Source organism: Escherichia sp. 20412-1, assembly GCF_003027595.1.
GTDB classification, from domain to species: domain Bacteria; phylum Pseudomonadota; class Gammaproteobacteria; order Enterobacterales; family Enterobacteriaceae; genus Escherichia; species Escherichia marmotae.
In genome coordinates this window covers 23187-41371 of the sequence record NZ_PYQM01000033.1, presented here as the reverse complement: position 1 = coordinate 41371, position 18185 = coordinate 23187, and the positions used below count along the sequence as shown (strand labels likewise).

Sequence of the window (18185 nt, the reverse complement as noted above, 5' to 3'; positions counted from 1 at the left end):
CTGGCGGAGATAGCGCGGTGGTCCCACCTGACCCCATGCCGAACTCAGAAGTGAAACGCCGTAGCGCCGATGGTAGTGTGGGGTCTCCCCATGCGAGAGTAGGGAACTGCCAGGCATCAAATTTAGCGTGCTGATATGGCTCAGTTGGTAGAGCGCACCCTTGGTAAGGGTGAGGTCCCCAGTTCGACTCTGGGTATCAGCACCACTTTTTAGGTTAAAGTTCGGCAGGTTAGAAAAGAATTTGTCTGGCGGCAGTAGCGCGGTGGTCCCACCTGATCCCATGCCGAACTCAGAAGTGAAACGCCGTAGCGCCGATGGTAGTGTGGGGTCTCCCCATGCGAGAGTAGGGAACTGCCAGACATCAAATAAAGCAGAAGGCCATCCGGAAGGATGGCCTTTTTGCATTTTGAAACCACATCCAATTTAATGGATTACCTGCGATAAAAACGCCTGCGTGCGTTCCGATTTCGGATGTGCAAAAAACTCATCCGGCGCGGCCTGCTCAACAATCTCTCCGCGATCCATAAAAATGACCTTGTCAGCAACAGTGCGGGCAAATCCCATCTCATGCGTTACACACAGCATTGTCATACCCGACTGTGCCAGTCCAATCATCGTATCCAGCACTTCTTTCACCATCTCCGGATCGAGCGCCGACGTGGGTTCATCAAACAACATGATCTTGGGTTTCATGCAGAGTGAACGAGCTATGGCAACGCGTTGCTGCTGACCACCGGATATCTGTCCGGGAAACTTCTGTGCATGTTCGGCAATTCGTACTCTCTCAAGGTAATGCATCGCCAGAGCTTCAGCCTCTTTCTTCGGCATCTTGCGTACCCAAATCGGCGCCAGGGTACAGTTCTGTAAAACGGTCAGATGTGGGAAGAGATTGAAATGCTGAAAGACCATTCCTACTTCTTGCCTGACACGCTCAATATTGCGGATATCTTCGTTAAGTTCGATGCCATCCACTACGATTCTTCCCTGTTGATGTTCTTCCAGGTGATTAATACAACGGATGGTTGTCGATTTCCCGGAACCAGAAGGGCCACACAGAACGATTCGTTCCCCCGGTTGCACGATTAAATTTATATTCTTCAGGACATGGAATTGCCCATACCATTTGTTAACATTTTCCAGCGTAATCATCGCGTTAGCAGGTTGCAGTAAAATTTGGCTCATAGTGTCCTCAATGCGGTGTACGCTCGGTGTTAAAACGTTTTTCCAGATGTTGGCTATAACGCGACATACTGAAACAGAAGATCCAATAGATCAGTGCCGCGAAGACGTACCCTTCGGTCGACATGCCCAACCAGGCGGGATCAACGGTTGCCTGCTGAACGCTACTGAAAAGATCGAACAACCCGATAATGATCACCAGACTGGTATCTTTGAATAGTGCGATGATGGTGTTTACCAGCCCTGGAATAACCAGTTTCAGTGCCTGTGGCAGAATAACCAGTCCCTGGGTTTTCCAGTAACCCAACGCCAGCGACTCTGCAGCTTCATATTGACCTTTGGGGAGCGCCTGCAATCCACCTCGCACCACTTCCGCAACATAAGCGGACTGGAACAGGATCACTCCGACTAATGCACGGATCAGTTTGTCGATGCTGGTGCCTTCTGCCATAAATAACGGCAGCATCACTGACGACATAAACAACACGGTGATCAGCGGTACGCCACGCCAGAACTCGATAAAAATGACGGATAAGATACGCACAATCGGCATATGAGAACGGCGGCCTAACGCCAATAAAATCCCCCACGGCAGCGCCCCTGCAATCCCAACTGATGCAATAATCAAAGTAAGTGTTAGCCCACCCCATTGCCGGGTTTCAACTCGCTCAAGACCAAGAAAACCACCATACATTAGCCACCAGACAATAAGCGGGTAAATCACCGCCCATACCGCAATATAGCGACCGCGATGCGGGAGTATTTTCCAGAACATTGGTGCAATCGAAATCAGGCCAATCAGTAATGCCAGATTAATTCGCCAGCGTTGGTCGTGTGGGTAAAGCCCATACATAAACTGGCCAAATCGCTCGTGGATGAAGACCCAGCAGGCACCTGCTTGCGCGGGTTGACCCAACCCAGTTAGCCTGCAAAAAAGCCCAGTTCAGCAACGGTGGAATCAATTCCCACATCAGCCACAGGCAACCAATGGTCAGCAGACTATTACTCCAGCTTGAGAACAGATTTTTGCGCGCCCAAACTATAACGCGGCTTGGGTTATGGTTCGCCGGGCGCGGGGGATGAGACAGCAATACTTTCGTCATCATGACTCCTTAGCGTTCAACGATTGCGATACGGCGGTTATAGATATTCATCAGCAGTGAGATAGTCAGGCTGATAATCAGATAGACCGACATGGTCATGGCTATCGTCTCGATGGCCTGCTCGGTCTGGTTAAGCACGGTGCCGGCAAACAGTGAAACCATATCCGGATAGCCAATAGCGGCGGCAAGAGAAGAGTTTTTGACGATGTTGAGATACTGGCTGGTTAACGGAGGAATAATCACCCGCAGCGCCTGCGGAATAATCACCTGACGTAGTGTGACAGTATTGGGTAATCCCAGCGATCGGGCTGCTTCGTGTTGGCCATAAGGCACAGCCTGAATCCCTGCGCGGATAATCTCAGCGATAAATGCAGAGGTATAGACCGAAAGCGCCAACGTTAAGGCAGCCAGTTCAGGGATCAGCACCATACCACCGCGGAAGTTAAACCCTTGTAGGGCTGGAATGTTCCAGTGAAGTGCTGTGCCAAAAAGCCATTGCGCCAGCAAAGGTAAACCAATGATCATCACAGCGGCGACAGGCCATGTGCGACGTAGTTGACCGGTTTTTATCTGGTACGTTTTGTTGAAGCGAAATAGCCCAACAGAAATGGCTATAGCCATCACAACGGTCACGATAAACGCAAGAAATCCATCTCCCAGTTGCGGTGAGGGAATGTAAAGCCCGCGATTGCTCAAAAAGGCCAGATCAAACGCACTCACTGCCTGTCGCGGTCCGGGCAAATTGCGCAACACGGCAAAGTACCAGAAGAAGATTTGCAACAGCGGCGGAATATTACGGAAGATCTCAATATAAATTGTGGATAACTTTCGCAGTAACCAGTTCTCTGAAAGTCGCGCTAATCCAATAAAGAAGCCCAGAACAGAAGCGAACACAATACACAATGCTGAAACCAGTAGCGTATTGAGCAAACCGACAATAAAAACGCGTCCGTAGGTATCGCCCTGCTGGTAATCGATCAAATGCTGGACGATACCGAAGCCAGCGTCACGATCAAGAAAGGCAAACCCTGATGTAATGCCACGATTGCTTAGATTCGTCACGGTATTGTGAAATAGCCAACTAACAATGCCGACGACGGCAACAACGGCAAGGATTTGGAATAACCAGGCGCGAACCACAGGGTTGGCAAAGGAGAGTGAGCCTTTAACAGTTGGGCGGCGATGAGACATAGAAACCTCGAAAACCATAACGCTAAAGAGAGCGCCGCTGTAGCGACGCTCGTTACCTCACACTTACTTAACGCACGGGCGGTGCATATTGGATGCCACCGTTATTCCAGAGGTTATTTTGACCCCGTTTAATTTTCAGCGGACTTTCGGAGCCGACGTTGCGCTCAAAAATTTCCGAGTAATTACCTACCTGTTTGATGATGTTGTAGGCCCACTTGTTATCCAGTTTCAGATCCTTACCGTAATCGCCTTCTTTACCCAGTAGGTGCGCCATATCTGGTGTTGCCGGATTTGCTGCTTTTTCATCGACGTTCTGTGAATTAACGCCCATCTCTTCAGCATTCAGCATGGCGAACAGGGTCCAGCGCACAATAGAAAACCATTCGTCATCGCCACGACGAACCACCGGGCCAAGCGGTTCTTTAGAGATAACTTCCGGCAGAACAATCCATTCGGCAGGGTTACTTAATTTGATACGCAAGGCATACAGTTGTGATTGATCCGAAGCCAGAGTATCGCAGCGACCAGACTCCAGTGCCTTCGCGGATTCGTCAGAGCGATCGAAAGTCACTGGCGTGTACTTCATATTGTTTGCCTTGAAGTAATCGGCAACGTTGAGTTCGGTATCCGTACCCGCCTGAATACAGACAGTTGCGCCATCAAGTTCCTTCGCGCTTTTTAACCCTGCTTTGTCATGTGTCAGGAAACCAATGCCGTCGTAATAAGTGACGCCAGTAAATACCATTCCCATGCCTGCGTCGCGAGATGAAGTCCAGGTCGTATTACGGGAGAGTAAGTCCACTTCTCCGGATTGCAATGCAGTAAAGCGTTCTTTTGCGGTGAGCGGCGTATATTTCACTTTCGTGTCGTCGCCAAATACAGCAGCGGCAACACCACGACAAACATCAACATCAATACCAGAAAACTTACCGTCTGCATCAGCATAAGAGAACCCCGGTAATCCGTCGCTGATCCCGCATTGCACAAAACCTTTTTTCTTTACAGCATCGAGCGTCGCGCCAGCATGCGCCTGATTTGCAACGGCAAGCAGCACGCTGGCGGCAGCCAGTGTGGCTATCATCATCTTTTTCATAATGCTTCCTGTAAGGCGAAAATTATCGTTATAGAACGTTTGGGAAACGTTTTTTACCTGTCTGTGGCCATCCTCTTATAAGCAAAAGTAGTGCCAGTTTTTGCGCACGATTCCGCGACGCAATAAGCAGAGTGTAGACAGGAAATAATAGAAACAGCGCCCCGCAATGGTGCGAAAATGAAACATGCGCCACATTTTGGCGCAAAATATTTACGCGTATTTTACTAAGCAGAATAATGATTATTAGCGTGAGTATCAGAAGGGGTGATGTTATTGAAAAATAAATTCATGCGTTATTTCGATAGAAAGGCAAGCGACGAGATAAAATGCTTAATTAAAAGGGAATTAGCCAGCGGAATATAGCAATGTTTAACGTATAGAAAGATTCTGTATCGTTAAACAGAGCGCGGAAGTCCGCGCTCTGTTCAGTTATTTTGACAGAGCAATAATCCCCATTGTCAGGCCAGCGACAGCCGCTGCCCCGCCAGCAATAGCTCCGGCAGTTTCCCAGTTATCCTGCGTCGTACCTTTCATACAGGTATTGGTGTGAACCAGACGGCCCTGATCGTCATAAACCGGAACGCAAGGGGAATCGTGAGCACAACCCGCCAGCAATGCGGTGAGCAATGCCACAGAAATTAATCTTTTCATGATGTTACCTCAATAATAACGCTATCGCTTAATAAGTGAATTCTCTTATTAACGATCTGGATATTATTTTATCATTGGTAGTTATAATTCTTTTAGGATGAATAATGACAAATTATGTGAATTGTAAAAATAGTGAAGGGAGAAGGTGCAAATGAGTTGCTGGTTATAGAAAAAATAATGCTTATCCTATTAATTATTCTCATTTTTCCAGAAAATTTAAAAGGCGTCGAAGACGCCTTTATGTTTCTGATTTACCCTTTGAAGCAACGGCGGATCACGACAAAGAACACCGGCACGAAGAAAATAGCCAGCAATGTTGCAGAGACCATGCCACCCATTACACCGATACCCACTGCGTTCTGAGCGCCGCTCCCGGCACCGTTACTGATAGCCAGCGGCAACACGCCGAGTATAAATGCGAGGGATGTCATCAGGATAGGTCGCAGACGCATGCGCACCGCCATTAGCGTTGCTTCGATAACGCCTTTACTTTCTTTCTCCATCAGGTCTTTGGCGAACTCAACAATCAAAATGGCGTTTTTGGCTGATAAGCCAATTGTCGTTAACAAGCCCACCATAAAATAAACGTCATTTTTCTGATTAAAGAGTGTTGCAGCCAGCAGTACACCGACAATCCCTAATGGCACGACCAGCATAACCGAGACGGGAATTGACCAGCTTTCATAGAGCGCCGCAAGGCACAGGAAAACCACCAGGAAGGAGATTGCTACCAGGGCAGGAGCCTGGTTACCCGATAAGCGTTCCTGATACGACATCCCCGTCCAGTCATAACCAATGCCGGCAGGTAATTTTGACGCAAGATTTTCCATCAGCGCCATCGCATCACCGGAACTGGTTCCTGGCGCGGCTTCCCCCTGAATCTCCATTGAAGGCAGGCCGTTGTAGCGTTCCAGTCGTGGAGAACCATACACCCAATGTGCAGTGGTAAAGGCAGAGAATGGCACCATTTCACCGTTGGCGCTGCGGACATAAAGTTTATCGACATCTTCTGGCAGCATACGGAATTTTGCATCAGCCTGAACGTACACTTTTTTTACCCGTCCACGGTCGATGAAGTCGTTAACGTAAGTTCCGCCCAACGCCGTAGAAATGGTCTGATTGATATCAGAAAGCGAAACGCCTAATGCCTGTGCCTTTTCCTGGTCAACTTCAAGTTTGAACTGCGCGGTATCTTCCAGACCATTGGGACGTACACTGACTAAGCTGTCAGGATGTTGCGCCGCCATACCAAGCAACTGGTTGCGGGCCTGGGTTAGGGCATCGTGCCCCAGACCGGCCTGATCGATTAACTCAAAGTCGAATCCCGTTGCTGTGCCCAGTTCAACAATGGCTGGCATATTGAACGGAATGACAAAACCGTCGCGGATCTTGCCCAGCTCCATTTTGGCGCGGTGGATAACTGCTTCCGCGCTGTTTTCATCGCCACCACGCTTTTCCCACGGTTTCAGGCTAACGAAGGCCATCCCGGCGTTTTGTGCCTGGCCGCTGAAGCTAAATCCGTTAACCGTAAAGACGCTTTCAACGTTCGCTTTCTCGTTCTTCAGATAGTAATCCGTCACTTGATCCAACACTTTTTGCGTCCGCTCTTGCGTCGCGCCAGCAGGAAGTTGAATCATGGTCAGAAAGACCCCCTGATCTTCTTCCGGCAAAAAGGAAGAAGGGAGACGTAAAAACAACACTACCATTCCGGCAACTATCAGCGCATAGATCAGTAAATATCGCCCTGTGGAACCGAGGATTTTGCCAACGCTATTGGTATAGTGGTTAACGCTATGATCGAAAGTGGTATTAAACCAGCCGAAGAAACCGCTCTTTTTATCGTGATGTTCGGCAGAGACTGGTTTGAGTAGCGTTGCGTATAATGCAGGGGTGAGAATCAATGCCACCAGTACGGAAAGCGCCATTGCCGAAACAATGGTGATAGAAAACTGGCGATAAATTGCCCCTGTGGAACCGCCGAAGAATGCCATCGGAATAAAAACCGCTGACAGCACCATCGCAATACCCACCAGTGCGCCCTGAATTTGCGACATCGATTTTTCCGTCGCTTCTTTTGGCGGGAGATTATCCTCCATCATCACGCGCTCGACGTTCTCTACCACCACTATCGCATCATCGACGAGCAGCCCGATGGCAAGCACCATTCCAAACATTGTTAGTGTGTTGATGGAGTAACCAAAAGCGGCGAGGATGGCAAACGTCCCTAACAGCACTACGGGCACAGCAATGGTGGGGATCAGCGTTGCTCGCATATTCTGCAAGAACAGATACATCACCAGAAACACCAGGATAATGGCTTCAACCAGCGTTTTTACCACTTCGTGAATAGAAAGCTGGACGAATGGCGTGGTGTCATAAGGGTAGAGAACCTTCATTCCCTGCGGGAAGAATGGCTGTAATTCTGCCAGTTTCGCCTTAATGGCTTTCGCCGTATCGAGGGCGTTCGCACCAGTGGCTAGTTTAATACCCAGACCCGCTGCCGGTTTACCGTTGATACGGGCGATGACGTTATAGTTTTCACCACCAAGCTCAACACGGGCGACATCTTTCAGGCGAACCACTGAACCGTCGCTGTTCACGCGCAGGGTGACTTTGCTGAACTCTTCCGGATTTTTTAATCGGGTCTGAGCAATAATCGAGGCGTTCAACTGTTGCCCAGGCAACGCTGGTGTTCCGCCCAGTTGCCCGGCAGCTATCTGATCGTTCTGCACTTTCAACTGGTTAATCACATCAACCGGTGTCAGTTTATATTTGTTTAGCAGGTCGGCGTCCAGCCAGATACGCATCGCATACTGTGCGCCAAAGAGTTGCACGTCACCAACGCCATTCAGGCGGCTAAGCGTATCTTTAACGTTAGAGGCCACATAGTCCGAGATATCGTCCTGAGTGGTACTGGGATTATCAGAGACAAAACCTGCCACCATCAAATAACTGCTACTGGACTTTTCAACGCTAATCCCCTGTTGTTGAACTTCCTGCGGCAGCAACGGCGTGGCAAGTTGGAGTTTGTTCTGCACCTGGACTTGCGCGATATCTGGATCTGTCCCTGACTGGAAAGTGAGGGTAATTGTTACGCTACCGGCGGAATCGCTGGTGGAGGACATATACATCAGGTTATCGATACCATTCATATTCTGTTCGATAACCTGCGTCACCGTATCCTGTACGGTCTGTGCATCAGCACCCGGATAGTTTGCCGAAACAGAAACCGCAGGCGGCGCAATGGTTGGGTATTGGGCGATAGGTAATTGTAGGATCGCCAGTACGCCTGCCATCATCAGAATAATGGCCAGCACCCATGCAAATATCGGTCGTCGAATAAAAAAGTTTGCCATGTCTGATTGCCTTACTTCGACGCAGTATCTGCGGGGGTATCGGTCGTGGTTTTAACCTGTTCTCCCGGACGCGCTTTTTGCAGACCGCTGACAATGACTTGATCGCCAGATTTCAGCCCTTCGCTAATTAACCATTTATCGCCAATCGCCTGGCTGGCAACGACTGGACGCGCTTCAACCTGACTTTTCTCATTCACAATCAGCACGGTTGCATCGCCACGCGGTGTGCGGCTGACGCCTTGTTGCGGAATAAGAATGGCATCAGGTTGTACACCTTCATCAATCCGGGCGCGCACAAACATACCCGGCAGAAGCGTATGCTGTGGGTTAGGGAAAACCGCACGTAGGGTTATGGAACCAGTGCTTTCATCCACGGTCACATCGGAGAATTGCAGTGTGCCTTTCAGGGGATAAGTTTGACCGTTTTCCATGACCAGCTCTACGTTGCTGGTGGTGTTTTCCTTATGTAAATTTCCTTGCTCTACGGACTGCTTCAGTCTCATGAAATCGTTGCTTGATTGGGTCACATCGACGTAGATAGGATCGAGTTGCTGGACAGTCGCCAGTTCAGTCGTTTGCCCGTTAGTGACGAGAGCACCTTCGGTCACAGTCGATTTGCCGATACGTCCGCTAATTGGCGCGGTTACTTTGGTATAAGCGAGATTGATGCGGGCGCTTTCGACCGTGGCTTTTGCGGCAATCACGGCGGCATCGGCCTGGCGGGCATCAGCAATGGCCTGATCGTACTCCTGCTGACTGATGTATTTTGTGCCCACGAGCGGAACGTAACGTTTTACCGTCAAATGCGCGATGGAAGCGGCGGCTTCACTTTTCGCCAGTTCACCTTTCGCACTGTCATAACTTGCCTGATAGGTCGCTGGATCAATCTGGTACAGGGACTGACCTGCTTGCACATCGCTGCCTTCAGTGAAATTACGATTTAGTACGATCCCGTTAACCTGTGGGCGAACTTCGGCAATACGGAAAGCGTTGGTACGGCCAGGTAATTCAGTTTTAACTTCTAACGGGGCAGTTTTCACAACATGAACGGTAACCTGCGGTTCACCGACGTGAACTTTCTCTTCTCCCTTATCGTTGCAACCCGCGATTAACGCTGCGGAGATCATGATAAAGGGGGGCAGGAGGAAAAACCTGGCATATTTCGTCATTACTATTCCTCAAAAAAACAAAAGCGCGTTATTTGCCAGAAAAAGGCAACGCGTTAACTCGCAGAAATAAAAATACAGTTCGCTATCCTACAAATTATCGTCCGGCGATGTAATAAATAGTTATGAATACTGGCCTCTCAAGGCACATAAACACAAAAATAGATTCGTGTTCTAATGTTTTGTTTTGATGTGAATTGAAGGGAGAGGAATTGTTTTGACGCAAATTGAAACGTACATTCATTAAATAAATGTATTCTACGTCAATAATGGATTTTGTTTATTTGACGATTTATAGCAGGTGAATTTTAGCCTCTCGTATAAATAAATATTGGGTGATACATTACCTTTCATTATTTCCTTTATGTCTAATGTATTTATTTCCTGAATAATTAATCATGGCAAAAAGAACCAAAGCTGAAGCTCTGAAGACCCGGCAAGAACTGATTGAAACCGCCATCGCCCAGTTTGCGCAGCATGGTGTAAGCAAGACGACGCTCAATGATATCGCTGACGCTGCCAACGTCACGCGTGGCGCTATCTACTGGCATTTCGAAAACAAGACCCAACTGTTTAATGAGATGTGGCTGCAACAGCCTTCATTGCGGGAGTTAATTCAGGAGCGGTTGACGGCAGGGGCAGAGCATAACCCGTTTCAGCAATTGCGTGAAAAACTGATTGTTGGCTTGCAATATATTGCCGAAATTCCACGCCAACAAGCATTACTGCAAATTTTATATCACAAATGTGAATTTAATGATGAGATGCTGGCAGAGGCCGTAATACGCGAGAAGATGGGTTTTAATCCGCAGATTCTGCGCGAAATATTGCAGGCATGTCAGCAACAAGGCTGTGTGGAAAATAATCTCGATTTAGATGTAGTGATGATTATTATTGAGGGTGCTTTCTGCGGAATTGTCAAAAACTGGTTAATGAATATGGCGGGTTACGATCTTTATAAACACGCACCCGCCTTAGTCGATAACGTATTAAGAATGTTCATACCAGATAAAAATGTAGCAAAACTAATTCATAAAACAAATGAATTAGATATCGTATAAGCTTACATTCTGTTGTAGAAATCCAGTTCGTCACAGTTAACCAGCTTAAGTGGATTAACCGAATTCATATTGCGGCATTTGTCTGTTTCTGTAGCCAACAGCTCAATCCATTGCATCAGTAAAGTATCAAACAGAAAAACGGAGACAGCGAAAACGACGAGCCACCAATACTTGCGAATCATTACCTGAGCCTGTGCATGTTTAACCAAGTCTGGCAGGAAATATACACGAAATGAATAATCTGAAAACCAGGCTTACACTTCCTTTACTTTGCAATGAGATCGGGGTCAACTTCGCTGACCCGGCATCGTTTTGACAGGTTGCCGGTCTTTCTTTTTTTTACTTTCGCCAGCTCTTCCACGGAGTAATGTGACGCGATACCCAGTCGTCGGAGCCCCATCTTGATGTACTCGCTGTTAATCTCAATACCAATGAATTTTCGCCCGGTTGTGACGGCGACCGCGCCGGTGGTAAAACTGCCCGCAAACGGGTCGAGAACGATATCTCCAGGGTTTGAAGAGGCGAGAATAATGCGTTTCAGCAATGCTTCCGGCTTTTGCGTCGGATGGTTTTCATATTCATCCATCAAATAACGCACGCGCGGAAAATCCCAGACGTTGCCCGGTACTTTTTGATTATTGTAAGGCTGCGGAGGATTTTTACGATAATCGATCAACGCGCGCTGCGATCCGGTTTTGGCTTCTACCAGAATAGCATCGCTGTTAAATGTGTAGTTCTTTGCGTCTTTCACCATCATCAGGATAGGTTCGTACATGGAGCCGTAGTGTTTCTTCGCCTGTACCCCAGAACTGTCATATGACCAGACGATGCGACTTTTGATGGTAAAAAGTTTGCGACACTGGATATCGATAAAGGGCATGTTTTCGGTGCTGTTCATGATGTACATGCAGCCCTGTTTTTTAAGGATGCGGTGGCACTCTGCAATCACTTCAAATAGCCAGTTAATAAACAGATCTTCTTTCCATGCTTCGATCAGACCATCAAAATTTTTGCCGATGTTATAAGGCGGGTCGGCAAAGATCAGATCGATGCTCCCGGTGGGGATTTTTTTTAGCTCGGCTAATGCATCACCCTGAATGATCGTTTTTGTTTCATCGCCAAACCGGGTGGGTTCACATCCTGTTCTCATGGTCACTCCCTTTGTGACGCCTATAAAAAAGGCGCTTCCCCATGCCGAGTAGCGCCTTTTTAATCAAGCATTTAGCTAACCTGAATTAGTTCATGCCGTACTTTTTCAGTTTTTTACGCAGTGTACCACGGTTGATGCCCATCATCAGCGCAGCACGGGTCTGATTACCACGGGTGTATTGCATCACCATGTCCAACAGGGGCTGTTCTACTTCAGCCAGTACCAGCTCATAGAGGTCATTAACATCCTGACCATTCAGTTGAGCAAAATAGTTCTTCAGTGCCTGTTTAACCGAGTCACGCAGGGGTTTTTGGGTTACCTGATCCTGAGAGTTAACGGTAGAAACGGTCAGTACGTCAGAATTTACGCGTTGTTCGAACATAGTTCTGTCAGCTCTTTATTTCTGTTTACGCAAAATTTTCGAAGTATGCCTCCAACGCCTCCAGCTGTTCGCTGGCATCCTCAATGGCGTTGAATGTGCGCCGAAACTGGTCATTTGGAGCGTGTTCCTGGAGATACCAGGAAACGTGTTTACGTGCAATTCGGTAACCTTTCGCCGGACCATAAAAGTCATGCAGTTCCCGAACATGCGCGCAAAGCAAGCGCTTAACCTCTGCCAAAGGCAGCGGGGGCAGCAACTCCCCAGTGTCCAGATAATGCTGGATTTCCCGAAAGATCCAGGGTCTTCCCTGAGCTGCGCGGCCTATCATCAGGGCATCCGCCCCTGTATAGTCGAGCACAGCTCTGGCTTTAAGCGGGTCAGTAATGTCGCCATTCGCGATAACCGGAATGGAAACTTTCTGCTTAACTGCCCGAATACTGTCGTATTCAGCTTCTCCATTGAACAAACAGGCGCGTGTACGACCATGAATGGTCAGAGCCTGAATGCCACAGTCTTCAGCCAGTTGGGCAATCTCTTCGCAGTTACGGTGTTCCGGCGCCCAACCGGTGCGAATCTTCAGAGTGACAGGAACGTCCACTGCATTGACGACCTCGGTAAGGATCGATTTAACGACATCCGGGTACTGCAAGAGGGCTGAGCCTGCGAGCTTGCGATTCACTTTTTTAGCCGGGCAACCCATATTGATATCAATAATTTGGGCACCGCTTTCCACGTTAATACGTGCAGCATCCGCCATTTCTTTCGGATCGCTACCGGCAATTTGCACGGTGCGAATACCGGGTTCATCAATGTGCACCATCCGTAAACGAGATTTGTCGCTTTCCCAAACCTGAGGGTTAGAAGACATCATCTCGGATACTGTCAATCCGGCTCCCATCTCGTAGCACAACGTCCGAAAAGGTCTGTCTGTAATGCCAGCCATGGGCGCTGCGATCAGGCGATTTCTGAGCTGATATTGTCCGATGCGCATGAGTTAAGAAATGACCATACTGTGACTGCAAGGCGGCGTATATTACGCATTTTTTGCACGAGATGAAAGGCCAAACTTTGACCAATCCTCTGAGATGGATCAAAGAATTGCATTTAAAATGAACGCCTCGGAATAATTAGTCATAAAAATCATCACATTAGAAACAAGTGACTAAAATTTGCACTCAAAGAAATTTGAGTAAGTTCTCAATTTTTCTTTATGAATGAAAATTCAGGCACGTGAATTTGCTCAAAAAACCAGCAAATTCACGTGCCTTTTGTGATGTTGCTCGCACTTCGCGCTACACCACTATGCCGCATTGTGAAGGTTAATTCTTACGACCGGTAATGCGACACCACTCTTCTTTTTCCACAACCGGGTCGAGCGTGAAGCTATCGGCATACGCGTCACAAACGCTCTCTGCCTGGCTTGCCAGGATACCGGAAAGGCCCAGTAAACCGCCTGAAACCGGCAGGACGCTGATTAACGGCGCCAGTTCACGTAACGGGCCTGCGAGAATGTTAGCGACCACCACGTCGGCCTTCATTGCTTCAGGCTGATCTTTCGGGAGATAGAGTTCCAGTCGATCAGAAACACCATTACGTTCAGCATTGTCGCGGCTGGCCTGAATGGCCTGTGGGTCGATATCAATACCAATAGCTTTTGCTGCGCCCAACTTCAGCGCCGCGATAGCCAGAATGCCGGAACCACAGCCAAAGTCGATGACCGTTTTACCGGTTAAATCGAGGCTGTCGAGCCATTGCAGGCACAGAGAGGTGGTTGGATGAGTGCCCGTACCAAACGCCAGACCCGGATCTAACATCACGTTGACAGCATTTTCGTCTGGTACATCGCGCCAGCTTGGACAGATCCACAGACGTTCGCCAAAGCGCATCGGGTGGAAATTATCCATCCACTCGCGTTCCCAGTCTTTATCCTCCAGTTGCTCGATTTTATGCGCGAAGCCCGCGCCGAGTAGCGGATGGTTTTCCAGAATCGCCACAACTTCATTCATGTCTGTTTCTGCGTCAAACAGACCAATCACATCGGTGTCGCCCCACAGGCGAGTTTCGCCCGGCAGTGGCTCAAACACTGGCGTATCGTGGGTATCCTGAAAAGTGATAGAAACGGCACCGGCTTCCATCAGCGCATCGCTAAGATCTTCTGCATTCGCGCCGGTGGTGTTCAGTTTCAGTTGGATCCAAGGCATGGCAAAACTCTTTATTTATCAGTAGTCAAAACGGTAGCTTGCGGGACGGATGTACCGAAACGGTTTCCGACCAGGAAAGCCAGCAAACTTAGCAGTAACGAGGGCACGATAGGGTGGAAGCCCAGGTACTGAATATTTAGGGTTGCAAGTACGGCATACAGCACGCCGCCGACGATCATCGCGCTTAGCGCGCCTTTGGCGTTAGCGCGTTCCCAGTAAAGGCCCAGCACCAATGGCCACAGGAAGACGGCTTCAAGACCACCGAAGGCCAGCAAATTTAACCAGATGATCATTTCTGGCGGCTTCCAGGCGGCAAGCAGCAGCAACGCGCCGAGAACCAACGTAATCACCGCCGACATCCGCTTCAGACGCGTCTCGTTTTGCATTTGTTCCGGACGGATATTCAGATAGAGATCTTTAATGATCGTAGCGGAACTTTGCAGCAATTGGGCATTGATCGTCGACATAATCGCGGCCATTGGGGCGGCAAGGAAGATCCCGGCAGCAAACGGCGGCAACACTTTTACCATCAACGTTGGGATCACCAGATCCGGCACGGTGAGATCAGGGATCACCGCGCGGCCTAACGCGCCAGCCAGATGCATACCAAACATCAGGATCGCCACCACAATTGTACCGATGATGATCCCCCGATGTACCGCTTTGCTGTCTTTATAAGAGATACAGCGCACCGCGGTATGCGGCAGGCCAATCACCCCAAAGCACACCAGAACCCAGAACGAAGTCATGAAGGCAGGCGACAGAATATCATCAGCGCCTTGTGGTGTTACCAGTTGCGGATCAATGGATTGTAGCGTCTCTACTGCGTTGCTTAAGCCGCCAGCAGCATGGACCACGCCGACCAGTAGCACAATGGTGCCAATCAGCATCACCAGCCCTTGCATAGTGTCGTTCAGCACACTGGCGCGAAAGCCACCAAAGGCGGTATACAACGCAATACTGATGCCGAAAATCAGCAGGCCGGTTTCATAAGGAATGCCAGCAGCGGTTTCCAGTAGACGCGCACCGCCGATAAACTGCACGGTCATTGCACCAACGAATGCTACCAGCAAACTCAAACTCGCCAGCCACACCAGCAAACGGCTCTGGTAGCGGGCAAACAGCATATCGTTCAGCGTTACCGCATTGTAGCGGCGCGCGAGAATAGCGAACTTCTTGCCGAGAATACCGAGCGAAAGCCAGACAGCAGGTAGCTGAATCATCGCCAGCAATACCCAGCCCAGCCCGTATTTATAAGCAGCGCCGGGTCCGCCGATAAACGAACTGGCGCTGATATAGGTTGCGGTGAGCGTCATCGCCAGCACAATACCGCCCATAGAGCGGCTGCCGAGGAAATACTCATTCAGGAAAGTGCCCGTGTTCCGTTTACGCATCGCATAAACCGAAATCCCGAACACCACCACCAGATAGGCGACCAGCGGTAGAATCACTTCAAGCTGCATCGTCATCCTCCAGCGGAATATCGCGATAGATAAATTTCACCATCGCCCAGCACAGTCCAATAAACAGCAGCGGCGTCAGGATGCAGGCCATCTCAAACCAGCGCGGAAAACCGGTAAAACCGGGGGCAACGCCAGGTAAGTAAGCAGCTACTAACCAAACAAGCAGATACAAAAGGGTCAGCCCCAGCGCCCAGCGCGCCTCTTTATGAGCCTGAACAAAACGAGTGTCCATTTTTTGTCCCTGATGGGTGAAGAAAGCGGGGATTGTACCTTATGGGGCTTGCCGATCCCCAGAAATAAAAAAGGCCGGAAAATCCGGCCTTTTGACGCTGTTGCAGTCTTATTTTTCCTGAAGACCGAGTTTTTTCTCCAGATAGTGGATGTTAGTGCCACCATGCTGGAAGTTCTCGTCGTTCATGATGCGGATCTGCAGATCAACGTTGGTTTTGATACCGTCGATGATTAGCTCCTGCAGCGCATTCTTCATGCGTGCAATCGCCACATCACGGTTTTCACCGTAGCAAATCAGTTTGCCGATCATTGAGTCATAGTACGGCGGCACGGTGTAGCCAGCGTAGATATGAGACTCCCAACGCACGCCAAAACCGCCAGGTGCGTGGAAACGGGTGATTTTGCCCGGGCTTGGCAGGAAGGTGTTTGGATCTTCGGCATTGATACGGCATTCCACCGCATGGCCGCGAACATGAACTTCTTCTTGCTTGATCGACAGCGGTTGACCGGCAGCGATACGCAACTGCTCTTTGATCAGGTCAACGCCGGTGATCATTTCAGTAACCGGGTGTTCTACCTGAATACGGGTGTTCATTTCGATGAAATAGAATTCGCCGTTTTCAAACAGGAATTCGAAAGTACCTGCTCCGCGATAGCCGATATCAACACACGCTTTGGCACAACGTTCGCCAATGTAGCGACGCAGTTCCGGGGTAATGCCCGGTGCTGGCGCTTCTTCGACCACTTTCTGGTGACGGCGCTGCATGGAGCAGTCACGTTCAGCCAGATAGATAGCGTTGCCCTGGCCGTCCGCCAGTACCTGAATCTCGACGTGGCGAGGATTTTCCAGGTATTTCTCCATGTAAACCATATCGTTGCTGAAAGCAGCTTTCGCTTCCGCACGCGTCATGGAGATGGATTGCGCCAGTTCAGCGTCGCTGCGCACTACGCGCATACCGCGACCGCCGCCGCCGCCGGAAGCTTTGATAATTACCGGGTAACCAATGCGTTTAGCAATGGCGCGGTTTTTATCCATATCGTCGCCCAGCGGGCCGTCAGACCCCGGTACACAAGGGACGCCAGCTTTTTTCATCGCGGCAATTGCCGACACTTTGTCACCCATCAGGCGAATGGTGTCTGCTTTCGGGCCGATGAAGATAAAGCCAGAGCGTTCAACCTGCTCAGCAAAATTGGCGTTTTCGGAAAGGAAGCCGTAACCCGGATGGATTGCTACTGCGCCAGTGATTTCAGCGGCGCTGATGATTGCCGGGATGTTCAGATAGCTTTTTACTGACGGAGCAGGGCCAATACAGACCGTTTCATCTGCCAGTAATACGTGTTTTAGGTCGCGATCCGCGCTGGAGTGCACTGCGACAGTCTTGATGCCCAGTTCTTTACAGGCACGAAGAATACGCAATGCAATCTCGCCACGGTTGGCAATAACAATTTTATCCAGCATGTTCGCCTCGTTACTCGATGACGACCAGCGGCTCGTCAAATTCTACCGGTTGTCCACTTTCGACCAGAATTGCTTTCACAGTACCGGATTTGTCTGCTTCGATCTGGTTCATCATTTTCATGGCTTCAACGATGCACAGGGTATCGCCCACGTTCACTTTCTGACCCACTTCGATGAACGCTTTCGCGTCCGGGCTTGGGGTGCGGTAGAAAGTACCAACCATTGGGGAACGTACGATGTGACCACTGATTTCCGCTGCTGCTGGCGCTTCCATGGAAGGAACGGTCGCCGGAGCGGCTGCGTTAGACTGAGCTGGCTGCTGCATCATTGGTGCAGCGTAAGCTTGTTGCATCATCGGGAAACTTGCGGCAGGTGCTGCACGGCTGATGCGTACTGACTCTTCGCCTTCAGAAATTTCCAGTTCAGAGATGCCTGATTCTTCAACCAGCTCGATCAGTTTTTTAATCTTACGAATATCCATGAGTGGGTTCCGTACTCT

Annotated in this window: 16 protein-coding genes, 1 tRNA gene, 2 rRNA genes and 1 pseudogene; 4 read left to right on the top strand and 16 right to left on the bottom strand. The window is 49.5% G+C overall.

Annotated features, from left to right (window positions below):
* From rrf (C7B16_RS18380) to rrf (C7B16_RS18370), 3 genes are all read left to right on the top strand, one after another.
* Window positions 1-115: ribosomal RNA gene (gene rrf, locus C7B16_RS18380) — 5S ribosomal RNA — on the top strand.
* Window positions 116-129: 14 nt separating this feature from the next.
* Window positions 130-205, top strand: a tRNA-Thr gene (locus tag C7B16_RS18375).
* A 39-nt stretch (window positions 206-244) separates the two neighbouring features.
* Window positions 245-360 (top strand): 5S ribosomal RNA (gene rrf, locus C7B16_RS18370).
* A 63-nt stretch (window positions 361-423) separates the two neighbouring features.
* Here rrf (C7B16_RS18370) and C7B16_RS18365 read toward each other — a convergent pair.
* From C7B16_RS18365 to acrE, 7 genes and pseudogenes are all read right to left on the bottom strand, one after another.
* A complete protein-coding gene (locus C7B16_RS18365; RefSeq protein WP_000078317.1) occupies window positions 424-1182 on the bottom strand; it encodes an amino acid ABC transporter ATP-binding protein in 759 nt (252 codons plus the stop codon).
* A gap of 7 nt (window positions 1183-1189) precedes the next feature.
* Window positions 1190-2282 (bottom strand): annotated as a pseudogene (locus tag C7B16_RS18360) (amino acid ABC transporter permease).
* Window positions 2283-2291: 9 nt separating this feature from the next.
* The gene (locus tag C7B16_RS18355) at window positions 2292-3473 is read right to left on the bottom strand and encodes an amino acid ABC transporter permease (RefSeq protein WP_107179975.1); all 1182 of its coding nucleotides are present in this window, start codon (window positions 3471-3473) and stop codon (window positions 2292-2294) included.
* Between the two features lie 67 nt (window positions 3474-3540).
* Window positions 3541-4566, bottom strand: coding sequence for an amino acid ABC transporter substrate-binding protein (locus C7B16_RS18350; RefSeq protein WP_000738562.1), 1026 nt, complete (start codon window positions 4564-4566; stop codon window positions 3541-3543).
* A 429-nt stretch (window positions 4567-4995) separates the two neighbouring features.
* Complete coding sequence (locus C7B16_RS18340) at window positions 4996-5217, bottom strand: lipoprotein (RefSeq protein WP_000825670.1); 222 nt, start codon at window positions 5215-5217, stop codon at window positions 4996-4998.
* A gap of 251 nt (window positions 5218-5468) precedes the next feature.
* Complete coding sequence (gene acrF / locus C7B16_RS18335) at window positions 5469-8573, bottom strand: multidrug efflux RND transporter permease subunit AcrF (protein WP_107179974.1); 3105 nt, start codon at window positions 8571-8573, stop codon at window positions 5469-5471.
* 11 nt (window positions 8574-8584) lie between these two features.
* Window positions 8585-9742: a multidrug efflux RND transporter periplasmic adaptor subunit AcrE gene (gene acrE / locus C7B16_RS18330; protein WP_061091086.1), complete on the bottom strand. Its 1158-nt coding sequence runs from the start codon at window positions 9740-9742 to the stop codon at window positions 8585-8587.
* 395 nt (window positions 9743-10137) lie between these two features.
* Here acrE and envR point away from each other — a divergent pair, with 395 nt between their 5' ends.
* On the top strand, window positions 10138-10800 hold the full coding sequence (gene envR, locus C7B16_RS18320) for an acrEF/envCD operon transcriptional regulator (RefSeq protein ID WP_001129527.1): 663 nt from the start codon (window positions 10138-10140) through the stop codon (window positions 10798-10800).
* A gap of 2 nt (window positions 10801-10802) precedes the next feature.
* On the opposite strand, the gene C7B16_RS18315 is transcribed toward envR, so the two are convergent.
* The 9 genes from C7B16_RS18315 to accB all read right to left on the bottom strand — a co-directional run bounded on the left by C7B16_RS18315 (window position 10803) and on the right by accB (window position 18167).
* Entirely contained in the window at window positions 10803-10982 is a 180-nt protein-coding gene (locus tag C7B16_RS18315) for a DUF2556 family protein (protein ID WP_001517193.1), read from the bottom strand.
* Between the two features lie 83 nt (window positions 10983-11065).
* Complete coding sequence (gene yhdJ, locus C7B16_RS18310) at window positions 11066-11950, bottom strand: adenine-specific DNA-methyltransferase (protein ID WP_001258882.1); 885 nt, start codon at window positions 11948-11950, stop codon at window positions 11066-11068.
* Between the two features lie 85 nt (window positions 11951-12035).
* On the bottom strand, window positions 12036-12332 hold the full coding sequence (fis, locus tag C7B16_RS18305) for a DNA-binding transcriptional regulator Fis (RefSeq protein WP_000462905.1): 297 nt from the start codon (window positions 12330-12332) through the stop codon (window positions 12036-12038).
* Window positions 12333-12357: 25 nt separating this feature from the next.
* Complete coding sequence (gene dusB / locus C7B16_RS18300) at window positions 12358-13323, bottom strand: tRNA dihydrouridine synthase DusB (protein ID WP_001219652.1); 966 nt, start codon at window positions 13321-13323, stop codon at window positions 12358-12360.
* Window positions 13324-13651: 328 nt separating this feature from the next.
* Complete coding sequence (gene prmA, locus C7B16_RS18295) at window positions 13652-14533, bottom strand: 50S ribosomal protein L11 methyltransferase (protein WP_001517191.1); 882 nt, start codon at window positions 14531-14533, stop codon at window positions 13652-13654.
* A gap of 11 nt (window positions 14534-14544) precedes the next feature.
* The gene (panF, locus tag C7B16_RS18290) at window positions 14545-15996 is read right to left on the bottom strand and encodes a sodium/pantothenate symporter (protein WP_001175693.1); all 1452 of its coding nucleotides are present in this window, start codon (window positions 15994-15996) and stop codon (window positions 14545-14547) included.
* Window positions 15986-16228, bottom strand: coding sequence for a YhdT family protein (locus C7B16_RS18285; RefSeq protein WP_000381177.1), 243 nt, complete (start codon window positions 16226-16228; stop codon window positions 15986-15988). The genes panF and C7B16_RS18285 overlap by 11 nt, the downstream gene beginning before the upstream one ends.
* Before the next feature lie 108 nt (window positions 16229-16336).
* Window positions 16337-17686, bottom strand: coding sequence for an acetyl-CoA carboxylase biotin carboxylase subunit (gene accC / locus C7B16_RS18280; protein ID WP_000884623.1), 1350 nt, complete (start codon window positions 17684-17686; stop codon window positions 16337-16339).
* A gap of 10 nt (window positions 17687-17696) precedes the next feature.
* On the bottom strand, window positions 17697-18167 hold the full coding sequence (accB, locus tag C7B16_RS18275) for an acetyl-CoA carboxylase biotin carboxyl carrier protein (protein WP_000354618.1): 471 nt from the start codon (window positions 18165-18167) through the stop codon (window positions 17697-17699).
* Window positions 18168-18185 lie beyond the last annotated feature (18 nt).